The 25,351-nt window shown below is 67.7% G+C and carries 22 protein-coding genes and 1 pseudogene; 10 read left to right on the top strand and 13 right to left on the bottom strand.

Annotated elements, in window-relative coordinates:
* Positions 1-19: 19 nt before the first annotated feature.
* Together DBV14_RS18075 and gshB are read left to right on the top strand one after the other, a co-directional pair.
* The gene (locus DBV14_RS18075) at positions 20-1,306 is read left to right on the top strand and encodes a benzoate/H(+) symporter BenE family transporter (protein WP_124460591.1); all 1,287 of its coding nucleotides are present in this window, start codon (positions 20-22) and stop codon (positions 1,304-1,306) included.
* On the top strand, positions 1,306-2,259 hold the full coding sequence (gshB, locus tag DBV14_RS18070) for a glutathione synthase (protein WP_124460589.1): 954 nt from the start codon (positions 1,306-1,308) through the stop codon (positions 2,257-2,259). The genes DBV14_RS18075 and gshB overlap by 1 nt, the downstream gene beginning before the upstream one ends.
* On the opposite strand, the gene DBV14_RS18065 is transcribed toward gshB, so the two are convergent.
* From DBV14_RS18065 to DBV14_RS18045, 5 genes are all read right to left on the bottom strand, one after another.
* Positions 2,252-3,520 (bottom strand): PepSY domain-containing protein, encoded by a 1,269-nt coding sequence (locus DBV14_RS18065; RefSeq protein ID WP_124460588.1) that lies wholly within the window; start codon positions 3,518-3,520, stop codon positions 2,252-2,254. The genes gshB and DBV14_RS18065 overlap by 8 nt on opposite strands.
* Complete coding sequence (locus tag DBV14_RS18060; RefSeq protein WP_124460586.1) at positions 3,520-5,724, bottom strand: TonB-dependent siderophore receptor; 2,205 nt, start codon at positions 5,722-5,724, stop codon at positions 3,520-3,522. Before DBV14_RS18060 ends, DBV14_RS18065 begins: the two co-directional genes overlap by 1 nt.
* A gap of 119 nt (positions 5,725-5,843) precedes the next feature.
* Entirely contained in the window at positions 5,844-6,608 is a 765-nt protein-coding gene (locus DBV14_RS18055; RefSeq protein ID WP_124460584.1) for a class II glutamine amidotransferase, read from the bottom strand.
* 98 nt (positions 6,609-6,706) lie between these two features.
* Positions 6,707-7,849, bottom strand: coding sequence for an ABC transporter substrate-binding protein (locus DBV14_RS18050; protein WP_124460582.1), 1,143 nt, complete (start codon positions 7,847-7,849; stop codon positions 6,707-6,709).
* A gap of 77 nt (positions 7,850-7,926) precedes the next feature.
* On the bottom strand, positions 7,927-9,444 hold the full coding sequence (locus DBV14_RS18045; RefSeq protein WP_124460581.1) for a DHA2 family efflux MFS transporter permease subunit: 1,518 nt from the start codon (positions 9,442-9,444) through the stop codon (positions 7,927-7,929).
* Between the two features lie 139 nt (positions 9,445-9,583).
* Between DBV14_RS18045 and DBV14_RS18040 the strand changes: the two genes are divergently transcribed.
* Positions 9,584-10,951 (top strand): putative zinc-binding metallopeptidase, encoded by a 1,368-nt coding sequence (locus DBV14_RS18040; RefSeq protein ID WP_124460579.1) that lies wholly within the window; start codon positions 9,584-9,586, stop codon positions 10,949-10,951.
* Here DBV14_RS18040 and DBV14_RS18035 read toward each other — a convergent pair.
* Positions 10,942-11,172, bottom strand: coding sequence for a cysteine-rich CWC family protein (locus DBV14_RS18035; RefSeq protein ID WP_124460577.1), 231 nt, complete (start codon positions 11,170-11,172; stop codon positions 10,942-10,944). The genes DBV14_RS18040 and DBV14_RS18035 overlap by 10 nt on opposite strands.
* A complete protein-coding gene (locus DBV14_RS18030; protein ID WP_124460575.1) occupies positions 11,172-12,434 on the bottom strand; it encodes a 6-phosphofructokinase in 1,263 nt (420 codons plus the stop codon). Before DBV14_RS18030 ends, DBV14_RS18035 begins: the two co-directional genes overlap by 1 nt.
* A 205-nt stretch (positions 12,435-12,639) precedes the next feature.
* Between DBV14_RS18030 and DBV14_RS18025 the strand changes: the two genes are divergently transcribed.
* On the top strand, positions 12,640-13,533 hold the full coding sequence (locus DBV14_RS18025; protein WP_124460573.1) for a DUF4261 domain-containing protein: 894 nt from the start codon (positions 12,640-12,642) through the stop codon (positions 13,531-13,533).
* Between the two features lie 39 nt (positions 13,534-13,572).
* On the opposite strand, the gene DBV14_RS18020 is transcribed toward DBV14_RS18025, so the two are convergent.
* Together DBV14_RS18020 and DBV14_RS18015 are read right to left on the bottom strand one after the other, a co-directional pair.
* Positions 13,573-14,376, bottom strand: a complete 804-nt coding sequence (locus tag DBV14_RS18020) for an enoyl-CoA hydratase-related protein (protein ID WP_124460571.1) — start codon at positions 14,374-14,376, stop codon at positions 13,573-13,575.
* Positions 14,377-14,408: 32 nt separating this feature from the next.
* Positions 14,409-14,732 (bottom strand): DUF2917 domain-containing protein, encoded by a 324-nt coding sequence (locus DBV14_RS18015; RefSeq protein WP_124460569.1) that lies wholly within the window; start codon positions 14,730-14,732, stop codon positions 14,409-14,411.
* Positions 14,733-14,814: 82 nt separating this feature from the next.
* Here DBV14_RS18015 and DBV14_RS18010 point away from each other — a divergent pair, with 82 nt between their 5' ends.
* Positions 14,815-15,750: a LysR substrate-binding domain-containing protein gene (locus tag DBV14_RS18010; protein ID WP_124460567.1), complete on the top strand. Its 936-nt coding sequence runs from the start codon at positions 14,815-14,817 to the stop codon at positions 15,748-15,750.
* Between the two features lie 34 nt (positions 15,751-15,784).
* Here DBV14_RS18010 and DBV14_RS18005 read toward each other — a convergent pair whose 3' ends face one another.
* The gene (locus tag DBV14_RS18005) at positions 15,785-16,363 is read right to left on the bottom strand and encodes a fasciclin domain-containing protein (RefSeq protein WP_124460565.1); all 579 of its coding nucleotides are present in this window, start codon (positions 16,361-16,363) and stop codon (positions 15,785-15,787) included.
* 416 nt (positions 16,364-16,779) lie between these two features.
* On the opposite strand from DBV14_RS18005, the gene DBV14_RS18000 reads away from it, so the two are divergent.
* Positions 16,780-17,007 (top strand): hypothetical protein, encoded by a 228-nt coding sequence (locus tag DBV14_RS18000; protein WP_124460563.1) that lies wholly within the window; start codon positions 16,780-16,782, stop codon positions 17,005-17,007.
* A complete protein-coding gene (locus DBV14_RS17995) occupies positions 17,000-17,779 on the top strand; it encodes a hypothetical protein (protein WP_124460561.1) in 780 nt (259 codons plus the stop codon). The genes DBV14_RS18000 and DBV14_RS17995 overlap by 8 nt, the downstream gene beginning before the upstream one ends.
* Before the next feature lie 12 nt (positions 17,780-17,791).
* On the opposite strand, the gene DBV14_RS17990 is transcribed toward DBV14_RS17995, so the two are convergent.
* Positions 17,792-18,814, bottom strand: a complete 1,023-nt coding sequence (locus DBV14_RS17990) for a hypothetical protein (protein ID WP_124460559.1) — start codon at positions 18,812-18,814, stop codon at positions 17,792-17,794.
* Positions 18,815-18,860: 46 nt separating this feature from the next.
* On the opposite strand from DBV14_RS17990, the gene DBV14_RS17985 reads away from it, so the two are divergent.
* Positions 18,861-19,301, top strand: a complete 441-nt coding sequence (locus DBV14_RS17985) for an EamA family transporter (protein WP_124460557.1) — start codon at positions 18,861-18,863, stop codon at positions 19,299-19,301.
* On the opposite strand, the gene DBV14_RS17980 is transcribed toward DBV14_RS17985, so the two are convergent.
* Both DBV14_RS17980 and DBV14_RS17975 read right to left on the bottom strand, forming a co-directional pair.
* Positions 19,291-20,511 (bottom strand): MFS transporter, encoded by a 1,221-nt coding sequence (locus DBV14_RS17980; RefSeq protein ID WP_260397106.1) that lies wholly within the window; start codon positions 20,509-20,511, stop codon positions 19,291-19,293. The genes DBV14_RS17985 and DBV14_RS17980 overlap by 11 nt on opposite strands.
* Positions 20,512-20,767: 256 nt before the next feature.
* Positions 20,768-22,942 (bottom strand): malate synthase G, encoded by a 2,175-nt coding sequence (locus tag DBV14_RS17975; RefSeq protein ID WP_124460553.1) that lies wholly within the window; start codon positions 22,940-22,942, stop codon positions 20,768-20,770.
* Positions 22,943-23,242: 300 nt separating this feature from the next.
* Here DBV14_RS17975 and hisC point away from each other — a divergent pair.
* Positions 23,243-24,226, top strand: a pseudogene (gene hisC / locus DBV14_RS17970) (histidinol-phosphate transaminase); the annotation flags it as partial.
* Between the two features lie 80 nt (positions 24,227-24,306).
* A complete protein-coding gene (locus DBV14_RS17965; protein ID WP_311732843.1) occupies positions 24,307-25,290 on the top strand; it encodes a Bug family tripartite tricarboxylate transporter substrate binding protein in 984 nt (327 codons plus the stop codon).
* The last annotated feature ends 61 nt before the right edge of the window (positions 25,291-25,351 follow it).

Raw genomic sequence — 25,351 nt, 5'->3', positions numbered from 1 at the left:
TCGGCGGCACAATCGCCCGATGTCGTTCTTCAAAGACCTGAGCCTCTCGGCTTTCACCGCGGGTTTTGTCGCCGTGCTCGTGGGTTTCACGAGTTCGGTGGCCATCGTCTTCCAGGCCGCGCAGGCCTTCGGCGCCACGCCGGAGATGGCGGCTTCGTGGATGTGGGCGCTGGGCATCGGCATGGGGCTGGCCTCGGCGCTGCCCTCGCTCTGGTGGAAGAAGCCCGTGATGATTGCCTGGAGCACGCCCGGCGCGGCGGTGCTGGCCGTTGCCGGCATGGGCTACGGCATGGGCGAGGCGGTGGGCGCCTTCATTGTCTGCGCGGTGCTGATCGTGCTCGCCGGCGCCACCGGCTGGTTCGAGCGGGTAATGAACAAGATCCCGATGGCGATCGCTTCCGCGCTGCTGGCCGGCGTGCTCGCGCGCTTCGGCCTGTCGGCCTTCATCGCGGCGCAAACCGCGCTGCCGCTGGTGCTGCTGATGCTGGGCACCTACCTCGTCGCCAAGCGTTTGCTGCCGCGCTACGCGGTGCCGCTGACCCTGCTCGTGGCCATCGTCTTCGTGGCGGCGCGCGGCCAGCTGGCGTGGTCGTCGGTGCATTTCACGCTCACCTGGCCGGTGTTCACGGTGCCGGTCTTCACGTGGCAGGCCATCGTCAGCCTGTCGCTGCCGCTGTTCGTCGTGACCATGGCCTCGCAGAACCTGCCGGGCGTGGCGGCCATTCGTGCATCGGGGTACGGCGACCTGCCGGTCAGCAAGCTCATCACCATCAGCGGCCTGGCGACGCTGGTGCTCGCGCCCTTCGGCGCCTTTGCGCTGAACCTGAGCGCCATCACGGCCGCCATCTGCATGGGCCGCGAGGCGCATGAAGACCCGGCGCGGCGCTACACGGCGGCCGTGAGCTGCGGCGCCATCTACGTGGTGATCGGGCTGTTCGGCGCCGCCGTCACGGGCCTGCTCACGGCGTTTCCCAAGGAACTGGTCGCGGCCATCGCGGGGCTTGCGTTGCTGGGCACCATCGGCGGCGGACTGGCCGCCGCCGTGCGCGACGAGCCGCACCGCGAGGCGGCGCTGATCACCTTCCTGGTCACCTTGTCCGGTGTCACGCTGGTGGGCATCGGCTCGACGTTCTGGGGCGTGGTGGCCGGCGCCCTGGCGCTCGCCGTGCAGCAGATCGGCCGCGCACCTGTTGCTGCCTCCTCCGCGGAAAAGGCCCCGGCCGGCAAGGGCATCGCCGCTTCCGGCAACATCGCGCCAGACACCCAAGTGGCAGCCGCTCCCGGCGCCGGAAGAAAGAACGCCTGATGAAAAACATTCTCTTCGTCGCCGACCCGCTCGATCATTTCAAGATCTACAAGGACACGACCTTCTCGATGATGCGCGAGGCCCAGCGCCGCGGCCACCGCATCGCGGCGTGCCTGCCGCAGGACATCCAGTGGAAGTCGGGTGGCCTCGTTTCGGCCACGGTGCAGCAGATCACGCTGACCGGAGACAGCAAGGATTGGTACACCGTCGACATCACCGAGTCGAAGGCGCTGAAAGACTTCGACGCCGTGCTGATGCGCAAGGACCCGCCGTTCGACGCCGAGTACATCTACTCGACGCACCTGCTGCAGCAGGCCGAGCGCGAAGGCGCGCAGGTGGTCAATTCGCCGCGTGCGTTGCGCGACCACCCCGAGAAGCTCGCGATCATGGAGTTTCCGCAGTTCGTCACGCCCACGCTGGTCACGCGCAGCGCGCAGGCCGTGCGCGACTTTCATGCCGAGCATGGCGACATCATCCTGAAGCCGCTCGACGGCATGGGCGGCATGGGCATCTTCCGCGTCAAGCAGGACGCGCTGAACCTCGGCTCCATCGTCGAGACGCTCAACAAGGACGGCGCCGAGACCATCATGGTGCAGCGCTTCGTGCCCGAGGTGGTGCAGGGCGACAAGCGCATCCTGATCATCGCGGGCGAGCCGGCGCCTTTTGTGCTGGCGCGCATTCCGCAAGGCACCGAAGTGCGCGGCAATCTTGCCGCCGGCGGCAAGGGCGTGGCGCAGCCGCTCACGGCGCGCAACCGCGAAATCGCAGAGGCCATCGGCCGCGTGCTTGCGCCGCGTGGGCTGCTGCTGATCGGGCTCGACGTGATCGGCGATTCGGTGACCGAGATCAACGTGACCAGCCCGACCTGCTTCCAGGAGATCACCGAGCAGACCGGCTTCGATGTGCCGGCCATGTTCATCGACGCGCTGGAAAAGACCCTGCGCGCTACCTGAACGAAAGCGCCGCGCCGGCCTCGCGCTGGCGCCGCTCCTGCAGCCTGCGAGACCGCAGCTTGCGGGCCCAGATGACGATGCCCGTGACCGACAGCATCGCCACCATCAACCCCATGGCCGACATCAGGATGCGCCCCGGCAGCCCGAGGATGCGTCCGCCGTGCAGCGGCAACTGCAACTGCGCGAACACATCGGCGGCCGTGCCGTGCCACGGCCGGTTGCTGCCGATGATGTGGCCGTCGCGCCCGTCGAGGTACAGGTTCGACAGGCCCATGCCATCGCTGTCGTCGTGCGTGGCGTGGTCGAAGAACGAGATGTTGTAGAAGCCGCCGCGCGCGTTGTAGAACACACCGCCCAGCGGTGTCGTCCAGCCGCGGCGTCGGGCTTCGGCATCGGCCTGGGCCACGATCTCGCTGAAGCCGATGCGCGGTTCGATGCGCGTGCCCAGCGGCGCGCGCGGCACCAGCGCCGATGGCCCTGGCGTGGTCTTCGACACCAGCGAGAGCACCGGGTGGAACACTTCCTTGTAGAGGTTCAGCGAGAACGAAGTGAAGGCGATGACGATGATCAGCACCCAGATCCACAGGCCGCCCGCGCGGTGCAGGTCGAAGTTGAGCTTGTAGCCGCCGGCCGCCCAGCGCACGGTCCAGGCCGGCTTCCAGCGTTGCCACCAGACGGCGGCGGGCCGGTGCTCCGGGTGCACTGCCTTGCGCAGGCGCCGGGGCGTCGTGAGGTAGAGCGCGACGAAGCTGTCGAGCAGCCACACCAGCGCCACCGTGCCCATGATCCACCAGCCGATGCGGTCGGTGCCCCACATGGCGGGCACGTGCAGCATGTAGTGCAGCTTGCGCAAAAAAGGCATCAACGTCTCGGGCTTGAGCGAGACGGCGGTCGAGTCGCGGCGGCCGCGCACTTCGGCCGTAACTGGATCGACGAACACCTGGTTGTAGCCGAGCTTGAAGGGCTTGCCCGTGGCCGGATCGGTGCGCGGCTGCACGAAGTAGCCGGCCGCGTGGCCTTCTTCGAAACCGAGCGGAAGGTAGGCCACGCGCGCACGCGGGTCGTGCGCCTCGACCGCGGCGGCCAGCTCGAACGGGTCCTTGAAAGGGCCGCGCGACGTGGTGTCGTAGAGCTTGCGGTTGAGCCAGCCATCGATCTCGTGGTCCCACGAAATGACGGCGCCGGTCAGGCCCGAGACGATGAGAAACAGCGCGACCGCAAGCCCCGCCCAGCGGTGAACGGCGGTCGCGAAGGCGCGCATCAGAAGTCGATGGTGCCGCTCACTGCGAACGTGCGCGGTGCGCCCATCACCAGGTAGTTGGAGCCCTGCGTGCCGCCCACCGAAGCCCAGTACGACTTGTTGAACAGGTTGTCGATGCGCGCGCGCAGCGTGAGCGCGCGGCCGTTGCCCAGGTCGACCAGGTAGCGCGCGCCGATGTCGAATCGGGTCCAGCCCGGCACCTGTTGCGTGTTGGCCGCGTTGGCGTACTGCTTGGAGGTGTAGAGCAAGCGCGCATTCAGCGACAGGTTGCGCACGCCGGGCACGTCCCATTCGGCGCCGAGGTTGGCCTGTTGCTTGGCCACGCCGATGGCGGTGAGGCCGTCGGTGGCGCCGCCTTGCGTGTTCTTCTGCTTGGCGTCGAGCAGCGTCAGGCCGCCGAGCAGGCGCAGGCCCTTCACCGGTTGGCCGAACACCGAGAACTCCAGGCCCTGGTTGCGCTGCTTGCCGTACAGGCCGTAGGTCTGGCCCTGGTAGTAGTACGTCGGCTGGTCGGTGGTGAAGAACGCGGCGCTGGCACCGAGCGTGCCGCCGTCGTACTTGACGCCGATTTCCTTCTGCTTGGCCTGGTACGGGGCGAACACCTCGCCGGCATTGGTGACCGGACGGTTGTTCACCGTGCCGGGTGCCACATTGCCCTTGACCAGGGCTTCGATGTAGTTGGCGTAGGCCGACACGGTCGGCGTGATCTTGAACACGACGCCGGCCACCGGCGTGGTCTTGCTCTTGTCGTAGGTGCTCGTCTGCTTGAGCGTGTTGTAGGCGAAGCTGGTCTGCTCGATGGTCTGGCGGCGCACGCCGAGCGTGACCAGCAGGCGGTCTTCCATGAACGACATGGTGTCGGCGACGGCCACGCTCGAGGTGTCGATCTTGTCGGTCAGGCGCGGGTCGGCCAGCGTGTTGCCCACGAAGGCGCCGTTGGCGATCGGGTAAGCCGATGCGTAGGGCGCGTAGATGTTGTTGCGCACGCTGCCCGCCGAGATCGCGTAGGCGTTGTCGCGGTCGTTGCTGTACGTGGCCGCCGAGGCCACCACGCTGTGCTTCACCGGGCCGGTGACGAAGTTGCCGCGCACGCCGATCTCGGCGGTGCCGATGCGGTCCTTGCGGGTGTTGCTGAAGCGCGTGTTGCTGGTGTTGCCGAACGCGTCGACGAGGGTCGGGTTCGACAGCACGTTGTCTTCGCTGCTGCGGCGCACGCCGCCCGCGGCCCAGGCCGTGATGTTGTCGGTGATGTCGACTTCACCGCGGAAGGTGGCGAACTTGTCTTTTTCCTTCGAGTAGGTCCAGGGCTGCGCGAAGTTGCTCTTGGCGTCGGGCACGCGCGGGATCGGCAGCGTCGAAGAAGGCGTGAGGCTGGGGCGGCCGTCCTTCAGGTCGTAGTCCTGGTAGCCGAAGTCGGCCGACAGGCGCACGTTGCGGTTGCGCCAGTCGAGGCCGACGGCAAAGGCGCTGAGCTGCTGGCTCTCTTTGGTCACGCCCGTGCCGCCTTCGCGGCGCACGGCATTCACGCGAACGCCCAGGCTGTCGTCGGGACCGAAGCGGCGTGCCAGGTCGAGGTTCACGAAGCCCTGGCCGCCGGTCTGCACACCGAAGCCGACGCGCGTGAGCGGCTCGTTGGGCGCACGCTTGGGCAGCAGGTTGATCGCGCCGCCGATGCCGCTGCCGGCAGGGGCCGCGCCGTTCAGGAAGGTGTTGGCGCCGCGGAACACTTCCACGCGCTCGAAGAATTCGGAGGCGATGTACTGGCGCGGCAGCATGCCGTAGAGGCCGTTGTAGGAAACGTCGTCCGAGTACACGGGGAAGCCGCGCACCACGTAGAGCTCCTGGAAGTTGCCGAAGCCGCGCGCCTGGCGCACCGACGGATCGTTGAGCAGCACGTCGGCCACGCTCTTGGCCTGCTGGTCCTGGATCAGCTCGTTCGTGTAGTTGGTGCTCGAGAACGGCGTGCTCATCATGTCCTGGTTGCCCAGGATGCCGACCCGCCCGCCACGCGCCACCTGGCCGCCGGCGTAGGGCTTGGTCAGGCCTTCGGCCGATGCGTCGGCGCTGGCTTCGACGTTGACGGTGGCCAGGGTGCCGCTGGACGCAGGCTCGGCGGCCGGCGCCTGGGCCATCGCCGTCAGGGCATTGAGGGCGAGCAGCGACGCGACCGCGGTCGGGCGCAAATGGAAGAAATGAGCGGGCATGGACGGTTCGGTTGGCTGCAAATGAGAACCGTTATTATTCTCTTGTGCAACCCCGTCACTGATACTTTCTTGCACTGTTGCAAAAATGTGTCAGTCAAAAGGTTTCATTGAAACCCGGTTTATGCGGATCGCTGACCGTCCACGAACACGTGCAATTCACCCGGCGCAAAGGGCGTCCAGGTCTCGTTCGTGGTCAGCGGCGCGGTCACCACCACGGCCACGCGGTCGGTGGGTGTGGTGTGCTGCGCGAAGTCGATGGCCAGGTCTTCGTCCGACAGCTGCGCGGTCACGAAGGGATGGCGGCGCTCCACGTACCAGAGGTTGGTCGAGGCATGCGCCCACAGTGCCTGTCCGTTGGACAGCATGAAATTGAAGGTGCCGTGGCTCGCCAGTTGCGGTGCCAGCTCGCGAAGCGTGAGCGTGAGCTCTTCGACGCTGGGCACGCCCGCATGCGACTTGGCCAGCTCCTGCATCAGCCAGCAGAAAGCGTGCTCGCTGTCGGTGTTGCCCACGGGATGGAAGTTGCCATGCAGCCTGGGACGGAAATCCTTCAGGTCGCCGTTGTGCGCAAACACCCAGTAGCGGCCCCACAGCTCGCGCACGAAGGGGTGGCAGTTCTGCAGGTTGACCTCGCCCTGCGTCGCCTTGCGGATGTGCGCGATGACGTTGCGGCTTTGAATGGGGTAGCGCCGGATGAGCTCCGCCACCGGCGACTCGCACGCAGGCTGGTGGTCGACGAAGTGGCGCAGCCCGCGGTCTTCGAAGAACGCGATGCCCCAGCCGTCCGCATGGTGGTCGGTGCGGCCGCCGCGTTGCGCGAACCCCGTGAAGCTGAAGGTCACGTCGGTCGGCGTGTTGCAGTTCATCCCTAGCAATTGGCACATGGCAGCGATTAGACCGCGATTTGCGCGATACCCGCGATGCCCGGCCGACCGTGCCGCTTGTCCGACCTTCGCGTTGCGCCGTTTGTTGCTCCCGCAATTCAGCGCAGGAACTTGCCTTCCTTCGTCACGCGCACCATCTCGATGAAGCGCGAGCCCGTGTTGCTGGCCCCGGTGAAGTCGATCTCCATGTTCCCCACGCGCAGCTTCATGGTCTTGAGCGTGGCGTGCAGCCTGGCGCGCGTCAGCTCGCGGCCGGTGCGGCGCAGCGCCTCGATCATCACCAGCGCGTTGACATAGCCTTCGTAGCTCAGGTAGCCCACGTCCACCTTGGCGCGCTCGGCCAGTTGCCGGTAGTCGCGCGCCACGGCATCGACCTCGCTCCACGGGTACGGAACGATCTGCGAGATGGCCAGCCCGCTGGTCTTGTCGCCCACCAGCTTCGCGGTGACGTCGCCCGGCACGATCGACATGCCGTAGAACATCTGCCGTCCGCCCGCGGTCCATGCGCTCTTCATCACCTCGCCGCCGATGCCGCCGCCCAGGTACATGATCACGGCCTGCGCCTTGCTGTCCGCCAGCGCCTTGCCGGCCGCTTCGTTGCCCGATCCATCGCCCTTGACGGCCACGGCCGCCGCCGGCTGCAGCTTCAGCGAGGTCAGCGCCGCTTCGACCAGCTTGGCGACCTCGGCGCCGCCGGGGTTGTCGAGGTAGGCCACGCCGATGCGCGACACACCGATGGTCGTCAGGTGCTGCACCAGCGCCTGTGCTTCGCGCGCGAAGGTGGCACGCACGAAGTACCCCGAGCCATTGACCTTGTCGCGTGCCGAATCGGACACCGCGTAGCCGCCCACCATGGGCGCGCCGCTCTGGCTCAGCACCTTGGCAGCGGCGGCGGTGGTGCCCGAGCCCACGCAGCCGAAGAAGGCGAAGGCGCGGTGCTCGCCCAGCAGCTTTTCGTAGTTGGCAACGGCCTTCTCGGGCTTCAGCTCGTCGTCGAGCGAGACCAGCTTGATCTTGCGGCCCGACAGCCCGCCTTGCGCATTGACCGCATCGAAGGCCAGCCCGGCGCCGGCCATCACTACCTTGATGGGCGCCCCGAGCGGCCCGCTCAGGATGCCGGTGTGGCCGAGCACGATCTCGCCGTCGGTCACGCCACTTTCGGCGGCAAAGGCAACAGGCGAAAGAGGGCCGAGGCCGGCCACGGCCGCAGCCGAGGCGGCAAGAAAAATTCTGCGATGCATGAGGGGAAAACCGTTTCGCGATCTAGATACAACTGATAACAATTGAATGCGAAAGAGGCGCCTCCCACCGCCGGGGTTTACCCCGTGTTGCGCGCCGGCTCCTTGGGGCCCTCGCGCCGTCCCACGCGCAGTTGCCAGGCCGCGATGACCGCCAGCGCGCACAGCCCCGCCAGCATCGCGAACACCTCGTCGAAGGCCGCCAGCCGCGCCGGGCTGCTCATCGGATTGGCCAGCGAATCGCCATGCGCCGCCAGCCGCCACTCCAGCACGATGGCGCACAGGCTCACGCCGGCCGCGCCACCCAGCATGCGCACGAAGTTGATGGCGCTCGCGCCCTGCGGAATCAGCGGCTTGGCCAGCGGCCGCATCGAACCCAGGTTGAGCGACGGCAGGATGAAGCCCAGCCCGATGCGCCCGATGATCGCGAAGGCCACCAGCAGCCACAGCGCGCTGTCGAGCCGCAGCAGCATCATCAGCGCGAACGACGCGGCCAGCAGCACCAGGCCGATGGTCACCAAAATCCAGGTCGGATGCTTGTCGGCCAGCCGGCCCACCCCCGCGATGGTCACCGCCAGCACGATGCCCGCCGGCAGCAGGATGGTGCCCACGTGCGAGGCCGACAGGTGCAGCCCCACCTGCATGTACACCGGCAGCAGGTAGGTCGAGCCGAACAGCGCCGTGCCGTAGATGAACGCCACCACGCTGCCCATCGCGAACTGCCGGTACTGGAACAGCGCGAGGTTCATCAGCGGCGTGCCGCCCGAGGCCGCCAGCCGCCGCTGCCACCACACGAAGACGGCGAACGAAGCCAGCGCGCCGGCCAGCAGCAGGCCGGCCTGCAATGGCGAGTCGCCGCGCAGCTCGACCAGCCCGTTCAGCAGGCACAGCGTGCCCACCGTGCCCAGCGCCAGCCCGCGCGCGTCGAGCCCGCTGCCGCGCACCGCGGCCACGCCGCCCGGTGCCGTCTTGGGCACGAACTTGTAGGCCAGCCACAGCGAGGCCAGGCAGAACGGCACGACCATGAAGAAGATCGAGCGCCAGCCGAACAGGTCGACCAGCACGCCGCCGATGCTCGGCCCGATGGCCGGCGCCAGCACCACGCCCATGCCGAAGATGCCGCTCGCGCGCCCCTGCTCGTGCGGCTCGAAGGCACGCAGGATGATGATGGCCGGAATGGGCTGCACCACGCCCGCCGCCAGCCCTTCGGCCACGCGCGCGAACAGCACCAGCGAGAAGTTGTTGGCCAGGCCGCCCACGATGCCGCCGACGAGCAGCAGCACCATCGTGCCGACGTAGGTGCGCCGGTAGCCGTAGCGCGACAGCAGCCAGGGCGTGGTGAGCATCGACACCGTCATCGCCACCATGAAGCCCGAGCTCACCCACTGCGCGCGTTCCTGCCCGAGCGAGAAGTGGTGGCTCATGCCGGGGATGGCCACGTTGACGATGGTCGACGACATGATCGAGGCCATCGTGCCGACCATCACCGACAGCAGCAGGTACCAGCGGTAGCGCTCGCCATAGCGTTCGCGCAGCGTGCCGATGGAGGGCGGGGCCGGCGTGGTCGCGGCTTCTTCGGGTGTCTGTGGGGAGGTCATGGGGCGGCGGAATGTCTCGGGGTCCGCTCGGGGTCCGTCGTCCTACAAGCATATCGGTGTTTGCGCGGGCAGGGGCGCGCCGGGCGGTCGCACAATGCAGCGGCTGTCCCCTCCGCGTCAAGCCAAAGAAGACAACAACATGGACTCCCTTTTGAACGATTCCATCAGCGACCCGGCCGCCATGGCACCGGAGGCCATGCCCGCACCCACGCTCGCGACCGAGCTCGCCGCGCCCACCGTCAGCCGCGCCTACCGCTGCCAGTGCGGGCGCCCCGTGTTCCTGCGCAACAGCGAATGCCTGGCCTGCCACACGCCGCTGGGCTACGTCATCGACCGCCTGGGCGTCGTGCCGCTGGCACCGGCCGTGGGCGGCGGTGCGCTGCCCGACACCTTCACCGTCTTCGGCGATCCGCACGGCCCGACCTACCGCCGCTGCGCCAACCTCATGACCCCCGCGGCCTGCAGCTGGATGGTGCCGGCGTCGCGCGAGGGCGAGACCATTCCGCTCGACACGCAGGGCCTGGCGCCCGGCTACTGCCTGGCCTGCAGCGTCACGCGCACCATTCCCGATCTTTCGGTGGAGAGCAACGGCGAGCTCTGGCGCAAGCTCGAGCAGGCCAAGCGCCGGCTCATCTCGCAACTGCTCGCGCTCGGCCTGCCGGTGGTGAGCCGCCATGCCGACCCGGTGCACGGCCTGGCCTTCGACTTTCTCAGCAACATGCCGGGCGGCCCGCATGTGATGACGGGCCACGAGCACGGCGTGATCACCCTCAACGCCGAGGAAGCCGAAGACGCCGTGCGGGAGCGCATCCGCGCCGAGATGCGCGAGCCCTACCGCACGCTGCTCGGCCACTTCCGCCACGAGATCGGCCACTACTACTGGGACCTGCTGGTGCTGCCCACGCCATGGATCGACGACTTTCGCGCGCTCTTCGGCGACGACCGCGCCGACTACGCGGCTGCATTGCAAACGCACTACGAACAAGGCCCGCCGCCCGACTGGGCCGACCGCTTCGTCAGCAGCTACGCCAGCACGCACCCCTGGGAAGACTGGGCCGAGACCTGGGCCCACTACCTGCACATGGCCGACACGGCCGACACCGCCATGAGCTTCGGTGTCGACGCCACCAACGTCGAGCTGGCAAGCGACCTCTTCACCGCTGCCGATTTGTGGCAGCCCGAGCATCCCGATGCCGCGAAATTCCTGGACTTCATCAACGGCTGGGTGCTGCTGACCAATGTGCTCAACGAGCTGTCGCGCAGCATGGGGCAGCCCGACTACTACCCCTTCGTGCTGCCGCGCGCGGCGGTGGGCAAGCTGCAGTTCATCCATGGCGTGATCACCGGGCAGCGGCCCGGTTCGGCGCCGACGATGGTGGTGTCAAGCGACGTGGCGGCAACTGCGCTTGCAGAGCCTGCACCCGGACAGGTGCAGTCACCGTCGGAATCGGAATTGCCATCGCAATCCCAATTCCAAGCCCGGTCGCAAGGCCCCGGTCAGTCCTGAGCGGACGGCGTGCCCGCCGCGCAGCGCGCACAGATGCAGGCCATGCCTCGCATGGCTTCGGGAATGTTCGTCAGCGGCGCATTGCTGAAGTCGGCCTGCATGCACCAGCAGGGCGGCTGCGGCTGGCCCGTCTCGCGCTCGGTCTCCATGGCGCATCGGTTCGGCTCGCCGCACATCGGGCAGCGGCTGGCGTCGATGATCACCGCCGTGGTCGTGGCCATCACGCGATCTCGAAAGCCGGCAGCTTCTTCGGCACCGCAACGTTCCGCAGCGTCACGTACACCGGCAGGCCATTGCGGTACGCGGGGTAGTCTTCGCCCTCGATCAGCGGCAGCAGGTAGCGCCTGCATTTTTCGGTGATGCCGTAGCCGTCGTCCGAGATGAAATCGCGCGGCATCGGCTTCTCGACATTCGCCACCGATTCGAGCGGCGCGCTGCCCAGGCGGTAGGCGTACGGCACGTCGGACGTGCGCTCGATGGTCGGCATGACCGCGTTGCGGCCTTCGAGCGCCAGCTCCACCGCGCGCTGGCCCAGCTCGTAGGCCTGCTTCACGTCGGTGGCCGAGGCAATGTGCCGGGCCGCGCGCTGGAGGTAGTCGGCCACGGCCCAGTGGAACTTGTGGCCCAGCGCGTCCTTGATCATCTGCGCCACCACCGGCGCGGCGCCGCCCAGTTGCGCATGGCCGAAGGCATCGCGCGTGCCCTGCTCGGCCAGGAAGGTGCCGTCGGGGTGGTGGCAGCCCTCGGACACCACCACCGAGCAATAGCCGTGCTGCTTCACCAGTTCGTCGACGCGTGCGATGAAGCGCGGCTTGTCGAATTCGATCTCGGGGAACAGCACCACCACCGGAATGCCATGGTCCGCCGCCAGCCCGCCAGCCGCCGCGATCCAGCCCGCGTGCCGCCCCATCACTTCGAGCACGAACACCTTGGTCGACGTGGCCGCCATCGAGCGCACGTCGAACGAGGCCTCGAGCGTCGACACCGCCACGTACTTCGCGACCGAGCCGAAGCCGGGGCAGCAGTCGGTCAGCGGCAGGTCGTTGTCGATGGTCTTGGGCACGTGGATGGCCTGCAGCGGATAGCCCAGCGACTGCGACAGCTGGCTCACCTTGAAGCAGGTGTCGGCCGAATCGCCGCCGCCGTTGTAGAAAAAGTAGCCGATGCCGTGCGCCTTGAAAACCTCGATCAGCCGCTCGTATTCGCGGCGGTTCTTTTCGAGCGACTTGAGCTTGTAGCGGCACGAGCCGAACGCGCCCGACGGCGTGCTGCGCAGCGCCGCGATGGCCTCGGCCGATTCGGCGCCGGTGTCGATCAGTTCCTCGGTCAGCGCGCCGATGATGCCGTTGCGCCCGGCATAGAGCTTGCCGATGCGGCCGGGGTGCTTGCGGGCCGTTTCGATCACGCCGCAGGCCGACGCGTTGATGACCGAGGTGACACCGCCCGACTGGGCGTAGAAGGCGTTGAGGATGGCTGTGCTCATTGGGTGATTTCTCCGTGCTGGTGCGCGACGGTCATTGCCTTGGGACGGCCCAGGGCGCATGGCGGCAAACTCTTCGCGGGAGGGTCATTCTGGCGCAGTCGCGGGCTGGTGGCCAATGGCTGGCCGGCCCATCTCGCGCGATTTCAGCGCGATTACAGTTCGTTCCAGTCGATTGCAGCCAAACCACCATTTCAGGAGTTCGTGCGTGAGTATCTTTTCCCGTTTCTTTGGTCGCAAGGACGAGCCGGGCGATACCGGCGCATTGGTGGCCAACCCCGACTGCGAAGAGGGCGTAGCACTGACGGTCGTGTTCGCCGATGCGCTTCGCATCGACGTCGCCGCGCTCGCGCAGGCATTGCGCGCCTACCACCCCTCCACCGGCGACGCGCGCTGCGAGATCTCGGAAGAGCCCGGCACTTTCATTGCGCTGGCGGGCTGGAAGAAGCACGTGGTCCGCATGGTCGGCTTCGATGCACCCATGCCTGGCGAATCGGTCGAGGCCTGCGTGGCGCCGGCGCACTATCCGCAAGAGCTCAAGGCCCGGGTTCGCGCGCACCGCAGCCACGTCATTCTTTACTACGCGGGCTATGAGGCCTCGGTGCTCGAACAGTACGTGGCGCTGGCCACCGTGGCAGGCGCGCTGGCACGGCTCGGTGCACTGGCGGTGCTGAACGAATCGGCCCGGACCTCGCTGCCCGCGGGCGTGTTCGATGCCGACAACGAAGGCGACAGCATCGAACTGCTGCGGCACCTGGACCTGCCCGCGCTGTACTGCGGCTTCGTCAAGTACGAGGTCGAGGGCGTGCAGGGCGTGTGGATGCGCACCTATGGCGCGCATCATTTCGGCCACCCCGATTTCGCGGTGCTGGCCGAAGGCCACCACGAAGGAAGCAGGTACTTCGACCTGTTCGGCAATGTCCTGCGCTACCTGATCGACAGCGGCGCCGAGATGGGCGCCGGCCACACCATGCAGGTCGGCGAAGACAAGTTCCTGCGGCTGCGCGCGCCGCTTGAAGCGGAATACTTTCTGGACGGCCCCGAGGCCGTGCTGGTGGCCGAAGTGATCGGCGCCGACGAGATCCAGGCGCGCCCGCACTGAGCGTGCGCCAGGGCCGCGATCCGTCGCGTTCAGCCCCCTTCAGCGGCTCTCGAAAACCGGCGGCCGCTTCTGCAGGAACGCGCTCACGCCTTCGCGGAAACTGGGGCGGTCGATCAGGTCGCGCTGGCGCTCGCTTTCGTAGTGCAGCTGCTCCTTCAGCGTGTGGCGCTCGGACGCCTCGAAGGCTTCGCGTGCCTCCACCACTGCCTGCGCCGGCAGGCTCGCGAGGCGCTGCGCGATCCGGCGGGCCTCTTCGAGCAACTGCTCGTCGTCCACGCAGGCCCAGATCAGGCCCCATTGCACGGCACGCCCGGCGCCCACGCGCTCGTCGAGCAGCGCCATGCCCATGGCGCGGGCCCTGCCGGCGCGGCGCGGAATGGCCCAGGTGCAGCCCAGATCCGGCACGATGCCCAGCTTGGGCAGGAAGGGCAGGTAGAAGTAGGCGCTGCGCGCCGCGATGGTCACGTCGGCCGCGAGCGCCAGGCCCACGCCCGCACCGGCCGCCGGTCCGTTGACGGCCGCGACCACCGGAATCGGCAGCGTGCGCAGCGTTTCGATCAGCGGGTTGCTCAGCGCCTGCATGTTTTCAGCCGCTTGCGTGCCGAGCGATTTGCCGGCCTCGCCCGGCGCCATCGCGCTCAGGTCGGCGCCCACGCAGAAGGCCTTGCCGGCGCCGGTCAGGATCACGGCCCGCACCGCGCGGTCGTCGCGGATGCGCTCCAGCGTTTCCTTCAGTGCGGCCTGCAACCCGAGCGCGATCGGGTTCAGCTTGGCCGGCAGGTTCAGCGTGAGCGTCGCAATGCCGTCGGACAGTTCGTAGAGGATCGGTGCTTGGGAGTCCATGGCATCGAGGTTCGATGCCGATGGCACCCGGGTCAAGCCGGGGACAACCCGTGGGGCCGGAGTCGCCAAGGCGACCAGGCGCGGGCGGGGCGCGCCAGGGGCATGGCGGCGGGCTGCGCGTCCGACACGGTGATGCATGACGAGGTCAGCGCCGACACCAGGATGCGCCGGTGCTCGGTGCCGTCGAACCGGTCGCCGGCTTCCAGCACGATGTCGCGCGGATCGCGGTCCAGCGTGACCCAGACGGTGCCGCTTCGGCATTCGATGCCCACGCCCGCCCCATCGGGCACGGCGAAGACGGTGCGCGTCGGCAGGCTGACGTGGAAGCGGGAAGACGTAGCGGGTCGTGTGCTCATGGCAAGCTCCATTGCATTCGGGATACGAATGAATATAGTGATTCGATCCCCTGCTTACACGCGGTCATTCGGAACTCGTTGCATGCCTGTAGAGAATGCGAAACCCCCTGGCATCCCGAGCGGCGAGCTCCCGCCGCTCGAACTGCTGCGCAGTTTCGAGGCCGCCGCGCGCCGGCTCAGCTTCACCCTGGCGGCCGGTGAGCTGCACCTCACGCAGTCGGCCGTCAGCCGGCAGATCCAGCAGCTCGAAGCCAGCCTGGGCGTGCTGTTGTTCGAGCGCCGCCACCGCGCACTGGCGCTGACCGAGGCCGGCGGCGTGCTGCAACGCGCGGTCACCGACAGCCTGGAGCGGCTGCGCGACGCCACGGCGCGCGTGCGCGCCAGCGCCGCGCCGCGTCAGGTGGCCATCACCACCACGCCAGGCTTTGCATCGCTCTGGCTCATTCCGAAACTGGTGCGCTTCACCGGCACGCATCCGCAGGTCGACGTGCGCGTGTCGGCCACGCTCGACGTGCTCGACCTGGACGCGAGCCGCCTCGACCTCGCGGTGCGCTTCGCGCCCATCGGCCGCGGCGTGGGGCCGGCGCTGTTCGAGGAGTCGGTGATCCCGCTGTGCGCGCCGCAGGTCGCCGCGTCGCTGCGGGAGCTCTCGGACTTTTCCAGGCTCACGCTGCTCACCATCGAATACCCGGACCACAGCGAGGCCCCGACCACCGACTGGGAGCCGTGGCTCAAGGTGATGGGGCTGGAAGACCTGCGCATGAAGAGCACGCTGCGCTTCTCGCAGTACGCCGATGCGGTGGCCGCGGCGGTGGCGGGGCAGGGCGTGGTGATCGGGCGGTTGCCGCTGCTGCGCGAACTGTTGCGCGACGGCCGGCTCGTGGCGCCGCTCGGCGAGGGCGCCGCATCGCACCGCGGCTACTTCATCGAGATGTCCCGGCGCGCCGCGGGCAACCGCGACGCGCAGGACTTCGCGCAGTGGCTGCGCGACGAAGCCGAGGCTGCGCAGCGAACCTGAAGATCTGATGCAGGTCCGCTGCATCGGCGGGCGATCAGCCCGGCAGCAGCACCTTGTTCACGACGTGGATCACGCCGTTCGACTGGTACACGTTGGCGATCGTCACCATTGCGGTGCCGCCCTTGGCATCGGTCACCATCACGTTGCTGCCGCTCATCGTCGCGGTGAGCGTGCCGCCGCTGGCGGTCTTCAGCACGGCCTTGCCGCCGCCCGCGTTGATGGCGCTCATCAGGGCCGGGCCGTCCATCTTGCCGGGCACCACGTGGTACGTCAGCACCTTGGTCAGCGTGGCCTTGTTCTCGGGCTTGAGCAGCGTGTCGACCGTGCCGGCCGGCAGCGCGGCAAAGGCCGCGTTGGTGGGCGCGAACACGGTGAACGGGCCGGGGCTCTTCAGCGTGCCGACCAGGTCGGCGGCCTTCACTGCCGCGACCAGCGTGGTGTGGTCCTTCGAATTCACCGCGTTGTCGACGATGTCCTTCGTCGGGTACATGGCCGCGCCGCCGACCATCGGGTTCGACGACATGCCGCTGCTGCCACTGCCGCTCATGCCCATGCCGCCCGCGCAAGCGCCGAGCAGGACCGAAACGCCGACTGCAATCATGAGTTTTTTCATTGAAGGCTCCTGAATAGAAAGAATGGTTCTCGAGGTGTCTGTGGAAACCGCCAACAGCGCGGAGGCGCAATGCGCTTGAGATCAATACGGAGGGCGGATGCAACTGGATTCACGCGGCTATATCGCATGGGCATCACGTCGGCTTTGCGCCACAGCCCTTCTCGCCGCGCTTGCGCATCGGTTGCGTGCGCTACAGAATCCGCCCTTCGTTTTTCAGCAACAGTTTCTTTTTCAACCGCGCCTGGCGACTACCGACCTCCCGGGCGACACACCAACCCAATGAACCGTTTCCTGAACACCTGACCCGCACACCGACCGCCCCGGCCGGATGTGCATCCATGCACCCGCCGAGGCCCATCGACAAAGGCCCCGCGCAGCCATTCGCCGGGGCCTTTTTGTTTGTGGAGTGTGCGCACATGAGTGCTCAACGAAAGGCCCGCGACGACGAGAAACGTCTGGGCCGTTTTTATTTTTCGGTGCCGGCAACGGTACCGCGCAACCCCGTGGTGGCCGCGATGGCGCGCGGCGAAGCCAGCCAGGGCGCAGGGCGGCACCTGCGCACGCACCGTGCCGAACGGCGCGCGCAGAAGGTGGCCTTGCAGAAGGCCGCGCGAAGCCTTGGACGAGGGGGCGACGATGCGTGACGACATGGACAAGGTGATCGTCGAGCGGCCGCGCCGAGGGGGCGGGGTGCAAGGCGACGGCCGCACCTGGCGCAACAGCAAGGAGCGGGGTTCGCACCTGGGCATGAAGCGTGGCTACGGCCATCCGAAGTGGCTCAATGAAAACCTCGCGCCGCTCAAGCGCTGGCTGCACAAGCAGGTGCACCGGCCGTGGGACAAGGTGCATGCGGAACTGTGCAGCGGCATCGACCGCCGCAGCACCGTGCAGGCCCACATCTTCGTGCACATCGACGACTTCGTGGCGCGCGACGCGGTGATGCGTGACGGCGAGGTGCTGGTGGTTTCGCGGTGGATGAGCCGTGGCCGCGTGCCGCTGAACGAAGCGCCGCATGTCGAACTGTTCGTGCATCCGGTCACCGGCATCCTGCTGCCCAACCGGCGCCTGCGCGAGGCGCGGGAGGCACGCGATCGGGATCGGGCCGAACAGCACGGCAAAAGGCCGCACGCGGCCTGCCACGTCATCGACGAGTTCACGCAATGGCACCGCATCGACGGCTGCTGGTTCGAGGTCACGCTCGCGCCTTTCCCTCCACGAGCGGATGCGACGAAGCCGGAAGAGAAGCGCTACGACGTGTTGCGCCGCTGCGTGGTCGCGCGCAGCGGCGCTGTCCGGCATCCCTCCATCGGCATGTCCACGCACAAGGACCTTTACGGACGCAACGATGTCTACGCCGCTGCCAAGCGCCAGCTGAGCCGCCGCGAAGTGCGGGCGCGTCTTGGCGATGCGGCTTGAGGCTGCGCGTGTCTAGCTGTCGAGCTCGCGCTTGATCGACGCATTGCCGATCTTCTTGCGGCACAGCAAGCGGCGCGGGCCCGGTCCCGCGGCCATGCCGAGGTCGAGCAGCAGCGCGTCGCGCAGGCGGGCGTCCCCCGCGCGCAGCGACTTGTCGAGCGCATCGACCCTGGCGAGCAGTTCGTCGAAGGCGTCGTTGCCGTCAACACCCTCCGCTCGCGGGCCCTTGGCATAGGCCCGCACCAGCAGCTCTTCTTCCAGCCCCGGTGCCGAAGCGAACAACGCCGGGTGCGCGCCGATCCACGCGCGCATGGACTCCACGCTGGCCGTGTCCGCATGGCTGCGCATCGCCATCGCGCGATAGCCTTCGCCGAAGCCCTTGGCTTCGTCGCACAGGCGCAGCGCGGCGTCTATGCCTTGCCGCGCCGCCACCTGCTCGACCAGCAGTTCGCGGGCATCGACCAGCGTGTGCCGCTCCTGGCGCTGGCTGGCCTTCTTGTGCTTGCGCAGAAAGCCGTCGGTGTCGCCACGCCGTGCGTATTCCATCAGCAACACGCGGTCGGCGCGATACGCCATGTCGGGGCGCAGGCGCGGCGTGATCTCTTCTTCGACGCGCGCCATCTCGCCTTCCAACGCAAGGTCGGCCGCGATGTGCAGCAGGAGGTGGTCGCGCAGGATGTCGTCTTCCACCTGCAGCGTCCAGGCCAGCATTTCTTGCGCGCCGAGGCCGGCCGTGTCGAACAGCACCTCGACGCGGTCCTTCCAGGTCAGCCCGCTGCTGCCGCGGTTGCCTCGCAAGCGGTACATCATGTCGGCCCAGGGCGTGCGATAACCGCGGTGGCCGAGGTAGCCGCAACCCAGGCCCTTGCCGGCATAGGGCTCGGCGGCGAGCGCCTCGATCAGCGGCTGGATTTCCACCGCCAATGCGGCGAGCTGTGCTTTCTGATCATCGCTCGGGTGGTAGCCGAAGGCGTTGTCGAGGTTGATCGCGTGGATGCAGCGCGTGAGCGCGTCGTGAATGCGAGGGTTGTCCATCGGCGCGATGATAGGGTCGCGTCATCGACCGCAAAGGAAAAGCACCATGAACGCGTTTGCCGCATCCAACTGGTTCGTCTGGGCCGCACTGTCGGCCGTGTTCGCCGCCTTGACGGCCATCCTCGCCAAGCTGGGCCTGGCCGGTGTCGATTCCGACATGGCGACGCTGGTGCGCACCGTGGTCATCCTCGTGGTGCTCGCCGCCTTCGTGAAGGCCACCGGCAAATGGACCGACCCCTTTTCGCTGTCCCCGCGCACCTGGCTGTTTCTCGTGCTGTCGGGGCTCGCGACCGGCGCGTCGTGGGTCTGCTACTTCCGCGCGCTGAAGATGGGCAATGCCTCGCAGGTCGCGCCGGTGGACAAGCTCAGCGTGGTGCTGGTGGTGCTCTTCGCCGTGATGTTCCTCGGCGAGCGGCCATCCGGCCGCGAGTGGGCCGGCGTGGCGATGATTGCGGGTGGGGTGTTGATGCTGGCGATCAAGCGCTAGTCGGGCGCGCCGGCGTTGGTGCGCGCGGCAGCACAAGAAACGCAACCGTCCCCACCGCCAGCATGCCCGCCACCGTGAGAAACACCGCGCGAAACGGCTCGACGCCGTGCGCCACGGCCCACGACGCGGCCACGCCGGTCGTCCACTGCATCAGCGAGACACCGAGGAACATCGCCATGTTCATCAGCGCCATCGCGCGACCGGTCATGGCCGCGGGGTAGGCGTTCTTGGTGTACGCGTACTGCAGCACGCTGTAGCCCGAGAGCAGGCCGTAGAGAATCGGCAGGCCGATGTCGATGGCCCGCGAATGCGTGAGCGCCATCAGGCCGAACATCAGCGCGCCGGCGGACGCGCAGCCCATCATCCAGCGCGCGCGCCGTGCACCGCCGGGGTCCATCCGGCCGAACATCATCGGGCTGATCATGCCGGTGACGGTCATCACCAGCGCGACGTTGCCGCTGGCGACGAGCGAGAGCCCGTGGCGGTCGTGCAGCACCGGGCCGAGCCACAGGCCGCGCAGCGTGATGAAGGCCGCATACGACACGCAGGCAAAGCACACCAGCCCCAGCGTGTGCGGCATGGCGAACAGCGGCAGCAGTTCGCGCACGGCCTTGCGCAGCGACTGGCGCTCGGCAGGTTCAGCGGCATGCGGGTCCGCGAGATCCACCGCGCGCACGGGTTCGCGCACGCGCCAGAAGATGACGCCCCACGAAAGCACGGCGAACGCGGCCAGCACCGCATAGCCGGCGCGCCACGACGAGGCCTCGATCAGCAGGGCCAGCGGCGTGCCGGTGAACAGGATGCCCATGCCGGCCATGCTCATCACCAGCCCCGACATCGCAGTGAAGCGCGAGGCATCGAAATGCCGCGCGATGAACACGGTGCAGGCCAGGAACGCCGGCGCGCAGCCGACGCCGATCAGCGCCTGCCCCAGCAGCAGCATGCCGAAGCTCGACGACACGGCGCACAGCGCGGCCCCTGCCACGGCCAGCGGAAAGGCGGTCAGCACGGTGCGGCGCACGCCGAACATGTCGATCGACACGCCCATCGCGAGCTGCATGATGCCGAACATGAAGTGAAAGGTGCCGGCCCACATGCCGAGCTCTTGCGGCGTCAGGCCGAAGTGCTGGGTGAGCGGCGTGGCCATCATGGCGCCGACGGTGCGAAAGGCCTGGCTCAGCGCGAAGGCCGTGGCCAGCGCCACCAGCATCGCGGCCACCGAGGCCGACCAGCGGGGAGGAGGGGGCGTGTGGGGCTGGGGACCACCGGCGCGCGCCGGGGGCGGCGGTGCCGCGTTCGTGTTCATTGAAAGGGAAAGGCCTGAAAAGGGAGAGCGGCATGAATGCTAATTGCACGCGGCCTTTCATGCGGCCCTCCATGCAGAACGGCGCCCTTCGGCGCCGTTCGTTTTATGCCTTGCCGCCCGCTTCAGGCCCGGCGGAGTGCCGGGCCGAAGCAGCAAGGGATCAGGCTTCGCCCTTGACCTTCAGGCGCCATGCGTGCAGCAGCGGCTCGGTGTAGCCGCTCGGCTGCTCGATGCCCTTGAACACCAGGTCCTGCGCCGCCTTGTAGGCCGACGAGGTCGTGAAGTTGCCGGCCATGGGCTGGTACAGCGCATCGCCCGCGTTCTGCTCGTCGACCACCTTGGCCATGCGCTGGAAGGTTTCGTCGACCTGCGCCTTGGTCACCACGCCGTGCAGCAGCCAGTTGGCGATGTGCTGGCTGGAGATGCGCAGCGTGGCGCGGTCTTCCATCAGGCCGACGTTGTGGATGTCGGGCACCTTGGAGCAGCCCACGCCCTGGTCGATCCAGCGCACCACGTAGCCCAGGATGCCCTGCACGTTGTTGTCGATTTCCTGCTGGCGCTCTTCGGCGGTCCACTTGGCTTCGGCCGCGATGGGCACCTGCAGCAGCGCGTTGAGGATGTTGTCGCGCTCGGCGTCGGCGTCGATCTTCTCCAGCTCCTGCTGCACCGCGGTCACGCTCACCTGGTGATAGTGCAGCGCGTGCAGCGTGGCGGCGGTGGGCGAGGGCACCCAGGCGGTGTTGGCGCCGGCCTTGGGGTGGCCGATCTTCTGTTCGAGCATGGCGGCCATCAGGTCGGGCATGGCCCACATGCCCTTGCCGATCTGCGCCTTGCCGCGCAGGCCGCACGACAGGCCGACCAGCACGTTGTTCTTTTCATAAGCGCCGATCCACGCGCTGGACTTCATGTCGCCCTTGCGGATCATCGGGCCGCCCTGCATGGCGGTGTGCATCTCGTCGCCGGTGCGGTCCAGGAAGCCGGTGTTGATGAAGGCCACACGCGCGGCGGCTTCGGCAATGCAGGCCTTCAGGTTGACGCTGGTGCGGCGCTCTTCGTCCATGATGCCCAGCTTGACGGTGTTGGCGGGCAGGCCGAGCAGCTGCTCGACGCGGCCGAACAGCTCGCTCGCGAAGGCCACTTCGGCCGGGCCGTGCATCTTCGGCTTGACGATGTAGATGCTGCCGGTGCGCGAGTTGCCCTTGCGCTTCAGGTCGATGGTGGCGATGGTGGTCGTGACCACGGCATCGAGGATGCCTTCGGGGATTTCCTTGCCGCCCGTGTACAGCACGGCGGGGTTGGTCATGAGGTGGCCCACATTGCGCAGGAACATCAGCGAGCGGCCGTGCAGCTTGACGGGCTGGCCATTGGCACCGGTGTATTCGCGGTCGGCGTTCAGGCCGCGCGTGAAGGTCTTGCCGCCCTTGGCGACTTCTTCCGTCAGCGTGCCTTCGACGATGCCGAGCCAGTTCGAATACGCGACCACCTTGTCGGCCGCGTCGACCACGGCCACCGAGTCTTCGAGGTCGAGGATGGTCGAGAGCGCGGCTTCGAGCACCAGGTCGCTCACGCCGGCCGCATCGCTCTTGCCGATGGCGGTGCCGCGGTCGATGCGGATGTCCAGGTGAATGCCGTTGTGCTTCAGCAGCACGGAAGACGGTGCCGAGGCATCGCCCTGGTAGCCGATGAACTGCGAGGCATCGGCCAGGCCGGTGCTGCTGCTTTGCAATGCGACGACCAGTTGGCCGTCTTTCACGCTGTAGCCGGTGGCGTTCTTGTGCGAGCCGTTGGCGAGCGGCGCGGCCTGGTCGAGCACGTTGCGCGCGAACTCGATGACCTTGGCGCCGCGCACGGGGTTGTAGCCCTTGCCCTTTTCGGCGCCGCCGGTTTCGGGAATGGCGTCGGTGCCGTACAGCGCGTCGTACAGCGAGCCCCAGCGCGCGTTGGCGGCGTTCAGTGCGTAGCGTGCATTCAGGATGGGCACCACCAGCTGCGGGCCGGCCTGCAGCGCGAGCTCGGAGTCGACGTTCGCGGTCGTGGCCTTGGCGCCCTTGGGCTGCGGCAGCAGGTAGCCGATTTTCTCGAGGAAGGCGCGGTAGGCCGGCATGTCGGCGATGGGGCCGGGGTTCTTCTTGTGCCAGGCGTCGAGCTCGGCCTGCAGGCGGTCGCGCTCGGCGAGCAGCGCGATGTTCTTCGGCGCGAGGTCATGGACGATGGCGTCGAAGCCCTTCCAGAAGACGTCGCTGGCCACGCCGCTGGCGGGCAGGACTTTTTCTTCGATGAAGCGATGGAGCTCGGTCGCGATCTGGAGTCCGTGGGCGGAAGTGCGGGCAGTCATGTTTTCTCCTTGAGAGCGCAATACAAAAAATACAAAAAAACCGGAATGAATGGCGGATGCGGGGCAGAGGCCTGAAGAACCCGGGCAACGTCGGCCCCGATGGGAACTGCCCCAGGTTGTTCCATGGGTATGAACTTTATTCGATACCTCGTTGGTCAGTAAGAGCCGGAATCGGGATTTATCAATGACAAAAATAAAGGTAATCGGCGCGAATGCGGCTTTCCGTTCAAAGGGTAGGCACTGATGGGGCGGCCTTCAACGCCGGATATATTTAACTTCTTAAATAATAAATCGACCTTCGCAGCAATGATCCTCCTGGCTTCCAACGAAAACCCGCTCGGCATGCCCGAATCGGCTCGCCGCGCTGCGGCTTCCGCCCTCGAAGGTGCGGGCAACTACCCCGACGCCAATGGCACCGCGCTGAAGAACGCGCTGGCCGCCAGGCTCGACGTGCCGCCCGAATGGCTCACGCTGGGCAGCGGCTCCAGCGAAATCCTGGAGCTCGCGGCGCAGGTGAGCCTGAAGCCGGGCGAGGGCGTCGTCTATTCGCAGTACGGCTTCATCGTCTATGCGGCGGCCACGGCGCATGCCCATGCCCATGCCACCGTCGTGCCATCGCGCGAGTACGGGCACGACCTCGATGCGATGCGCGCCGCCATCGGCGACGACACCAAACTGGTGTTCGTCGCCAACCCGAACAACCCCACGGGCACTTTCATCGATGCCGCGCCGCTGCTGGCTTTTCTGCAGTCGGTGCCCGCGCACGTGACGGTGTTGCTCGACGAGGCCTACACCGAGTACCTGTCGCCCGCGCAGCGCTACGACAGCATCGAATGGGTGCGGCGCCTGCCCAACCTGATCGTGGCGCGCACTTTCTCCAAGGCCTTCGGCCTGGCGGGTTTGCGCATCGGCTACGGCGTGTCGCAGCCCGCGCTGACGGCGCGCATGAACGCGCAACGCCCCCGCTTCAACGTGACGACGCCGGCCCAGGCCGCGGCCGTGGCCGCATTGGGCGACGCCGAATTCCTGGCGCGCACCTACGAAATGAACACCGCCGGCCGCGACCAGCTCGCCGCGGGTTTTACCGAACTGGGCCTGCCGTACATCCCTTCGTCGGGCAACTTCCTGATGGTGCAGGTCGGCGACGCACAGGCTGTGCATGCGCGCCTGCTGGCCGCCGGCATCGAGGTGTCGCTGCTCGGGCCCTATGGCCTGCCGCAGTGGCTGCGCGTGAGCATCGGCCTGCCCGAGCAGAACAAGGCCGTGCTGGCCGCGCTGCGCTGACGACCCATCGCCCATCGCCCGCCGCTGGCCGTCCAGCCCGTTGAGCCCGTTCCGAAGACAACCACCCTGAGGAGACCGTGATGATGCCCATGAAACGCCGCCAGTTCGCAGCGCAGGCCGCTGCCGTCATCGCCACCACGGCCTTCGCGCCGACGGTGGTTCTTGCGCAGCAGGACCGCGTGGTGCGCATCCTGGTCGGCTTTCCGCCGGGTGGGTCGGTGGACGTGGTGGCGCGGGTGCTGGCGGACAAGATGCGCGTGTCGCTCGGGCAGAACGTGGTCATCGACAACAAGCCGGGCGCGGCCGGCCGGCTTGCGCTGGCCGAGCTCAAGCGCTCGCCGCCCGATGGCAACACGCTGGTCTTTTCGCCGAGCGGCGCGATGGTGATTCACCCGTGGCTGTATTCGAACCTGGGCTACGACCCCGCAAAAGACTTCACGCCGATCGCGCTGGGCAGCACCTTCGATTTCGCGGTGACGGCCGGACCGGGCGCGCCGGCCGGCGACCTGAAGACGGTGCTGGCCTGGATGAAGGCCAACCCCGCCAAGGCCAACTACGCGACGTCGGGCGCGGGCACGGTGCCGCATTTCGCGGGCCAGTTGCTGGGGCAGGCGGCGGGCGTGCCGATGACGCACGTGGCGTACCGTGGCGGCGCCCCTGCCGCGCAGGACCTGATCGGTGGGCAGGTGCCGCTGATGGTCGACACGGCCTCGGAAACCATCGAGCACCATCGCGCGGGCAAGGTCCGCATCCTCGCGGTGACGGGCGAGCAGCGCAGCCGGGCGCTGCCCGATGTGCCGACGCTGAAAGAGGTGGGCATCAACGTGACGGCCGACGCGTTCTTCGGCCTGTACGGCCCGCCAGGAATGTCGCCCGAACTCGTGGCGCGAATCGACAAGGCGGTGGCCGATGCGCTGCGCATGCCCGATGTGCAGGACAAGATCTATTCGCTGGGGCTCGTGCCTGCGCATGCGGGGCCTGCTGAACTCGCTGCGATCCAGGCTTCGCATCTGAAGCGCTGGGAGATGCCTATCAAGAACTCTGGCTTCAAGGCGGAGTCCTGAGGGCTTGGGTCAGGTTGGGGGTGCTGTTCAGTTGCCTTCAGGGCGACGCTCACGCCGACGG

This window comes from Variovorax sp. KBW07, from assembly GCF_003852515.1.
Taxonomy (GTDB): domain Bacteria; phylum Pseudomonadota; class Gammaproteobacteria; order Burkholderiales; family Burkholderiaceae_C; genus Variovorax.
The sequence above is the reverse complement of the archived record's forward strand: the minus strand, read 5'-3'. Positions and strand labels throughout refer to the sequence as shown.

Bases quoted from the DNA above. Each gene is read 5' to 3' on its own strand.
- DBV14_RS18075 (WP_124460591.1), top strand. From the start codon at position 20: ATGTCGTTCTTCAAAGACCTGAGCCTCTCGGCTTTCACCGCGGGTTTT.
- gshB (WP_124460589.1), top strand. From the start codon at position 1,306: ATGAAAAACATTCTCTTCGTCGCCGACCCGCTCGATCATTTCAAGATC.
- DBV14_RS18065 (WP_124460588.1), bottom strand. From the start codon at position 3,520: ATGCGCGCCTTCGCGACCGCCGTTCACCGCTGGGCGGGGCTTGCGGTC.
- DBV14_RS18060 (WP_124460586.1), bottom strand. From the start codon at position 5,724: ATGCCCGCTCATTTCTTCCATTTGCGCCCGACCGCGGTCGCGTCGCTG.
- DBV14_RS18055 (WP_124460584.1), bottom strand. From the start codon at position 6,608: ATGTGCCAATTGCTAGGGATGAACTGCAACACGCCGACCGACGTGACC.
- DBV14_RS18050 (WP_124460582.1), bottom strand. From the start codon at position 7,849: ATGCATCGCAGAATTTTTCTTGCCGCCTCGGCTGCGGCCGTGGCCGGC.
- DBV14_RS18045 (WP_124460581.1), bottom strand. From the start codon at position 9,444: ATGACCTCCCCACAGACACCCGAAGAAGCCGCGACCACGCCGGCCCCG.
- DBV14_RS18040 (WP_124460579.1), top strand. From the start codon at position 9,584: ATGGACTCCCTTTTGAACGATTCCATCAGCGACCCGGCCGCCATGGCA.
- DBV14_RS18035 (WP_124460577.1), bottom strand. From the start codon at position 11,172: ATGGCCACGACCACGGCGGTGATCATCGACGCCAGCCGCTGCCCGATG.
- DBV14_RS18030 (WP_124460575.1), bottom strand. From the start codon at position 12,434: ATGAGCACAGCCATCCTCAACGCCTTCTACGCCCAGTCGGGCGGTGTC.
- DBV14_RS18020 (WP_124460571.1), bottom strand. From the start codon at position 14,376: ATGGACTCCCAAGCACCGATCCTCTACGAACTGTCCGACGGCATTGCG.
- DBV14_RS18015 (WP_124460569.1), bottom strand. From the start codon at position 14,732: ATGAGCACACGACCCGCTACGTCTTCCCGCTTCCACGTCAGCCTGCCG.
- DBV14_RS18010 (WP_124460567.1), top strand. From the start codon at position 14,815: ATGCCTGTAGAGAATGCGAAACCCCCTGGCATCCCGAGCGGCGAGCTC.
- DBV14_RS18005 (WP_124460565.1), bottom strand. From the start codon at position 16,363: ATGAAAAAACTCATGATTGCAGTCGGCGTTTCGGTCCTGCTCGGCGCT.
- DBV14_RS18000 (WP_124460563.1), top strand. From the start codon at position 16,780: ATGAGTGCTCAACGAAAGGCCCGCGACGACGAGAAACGTCTGGGCCGT.
- DBV14_RS17995 (WP_124460561.1), top strand. From the start codon at position 17,000: ATGCGTGACGACATGGACAAGGTGATCGTCGAGCGGCCGCGCCGAGGG.
- DBV14_RS17990 (WP_124460559.1), bottom strand. From the start codon at position 18,814: ATGGACAACCCTCGCATTCACGACGCGCTCACGCGCTGCATCCACGCG.
- DBV14_RS17985 (WP_124460557.1), top strand. From the start codon at position 18,861: ATGAACGCGTTTGCCGCATCCAACTGGTTCGTCTGGGCCGCACTGTCG.
- DBV14_RS17980 (WP_260397106.1), bottom strand. From the start codon at position 20,511: ATGCTGGTGGCGCTGGCCACGGCCTTCGCGCTGAGCCAGGCCTTTCGC.
- DBV14_RS17975 (WP_124460553.1), bottom strand. From the start codon at position 22,942: ATGACTGCCCGCACTTCCGCCCACGGACTCCAGATCGCGACCGAGCTC.
- DBV14_RS17965 (WP_311732843.1), top strand. From the start codon at position 24,307: ATGATGCCCATGAAACGCCGCCAGTTCGCAGCGCAGGCCGCTGCCGTC.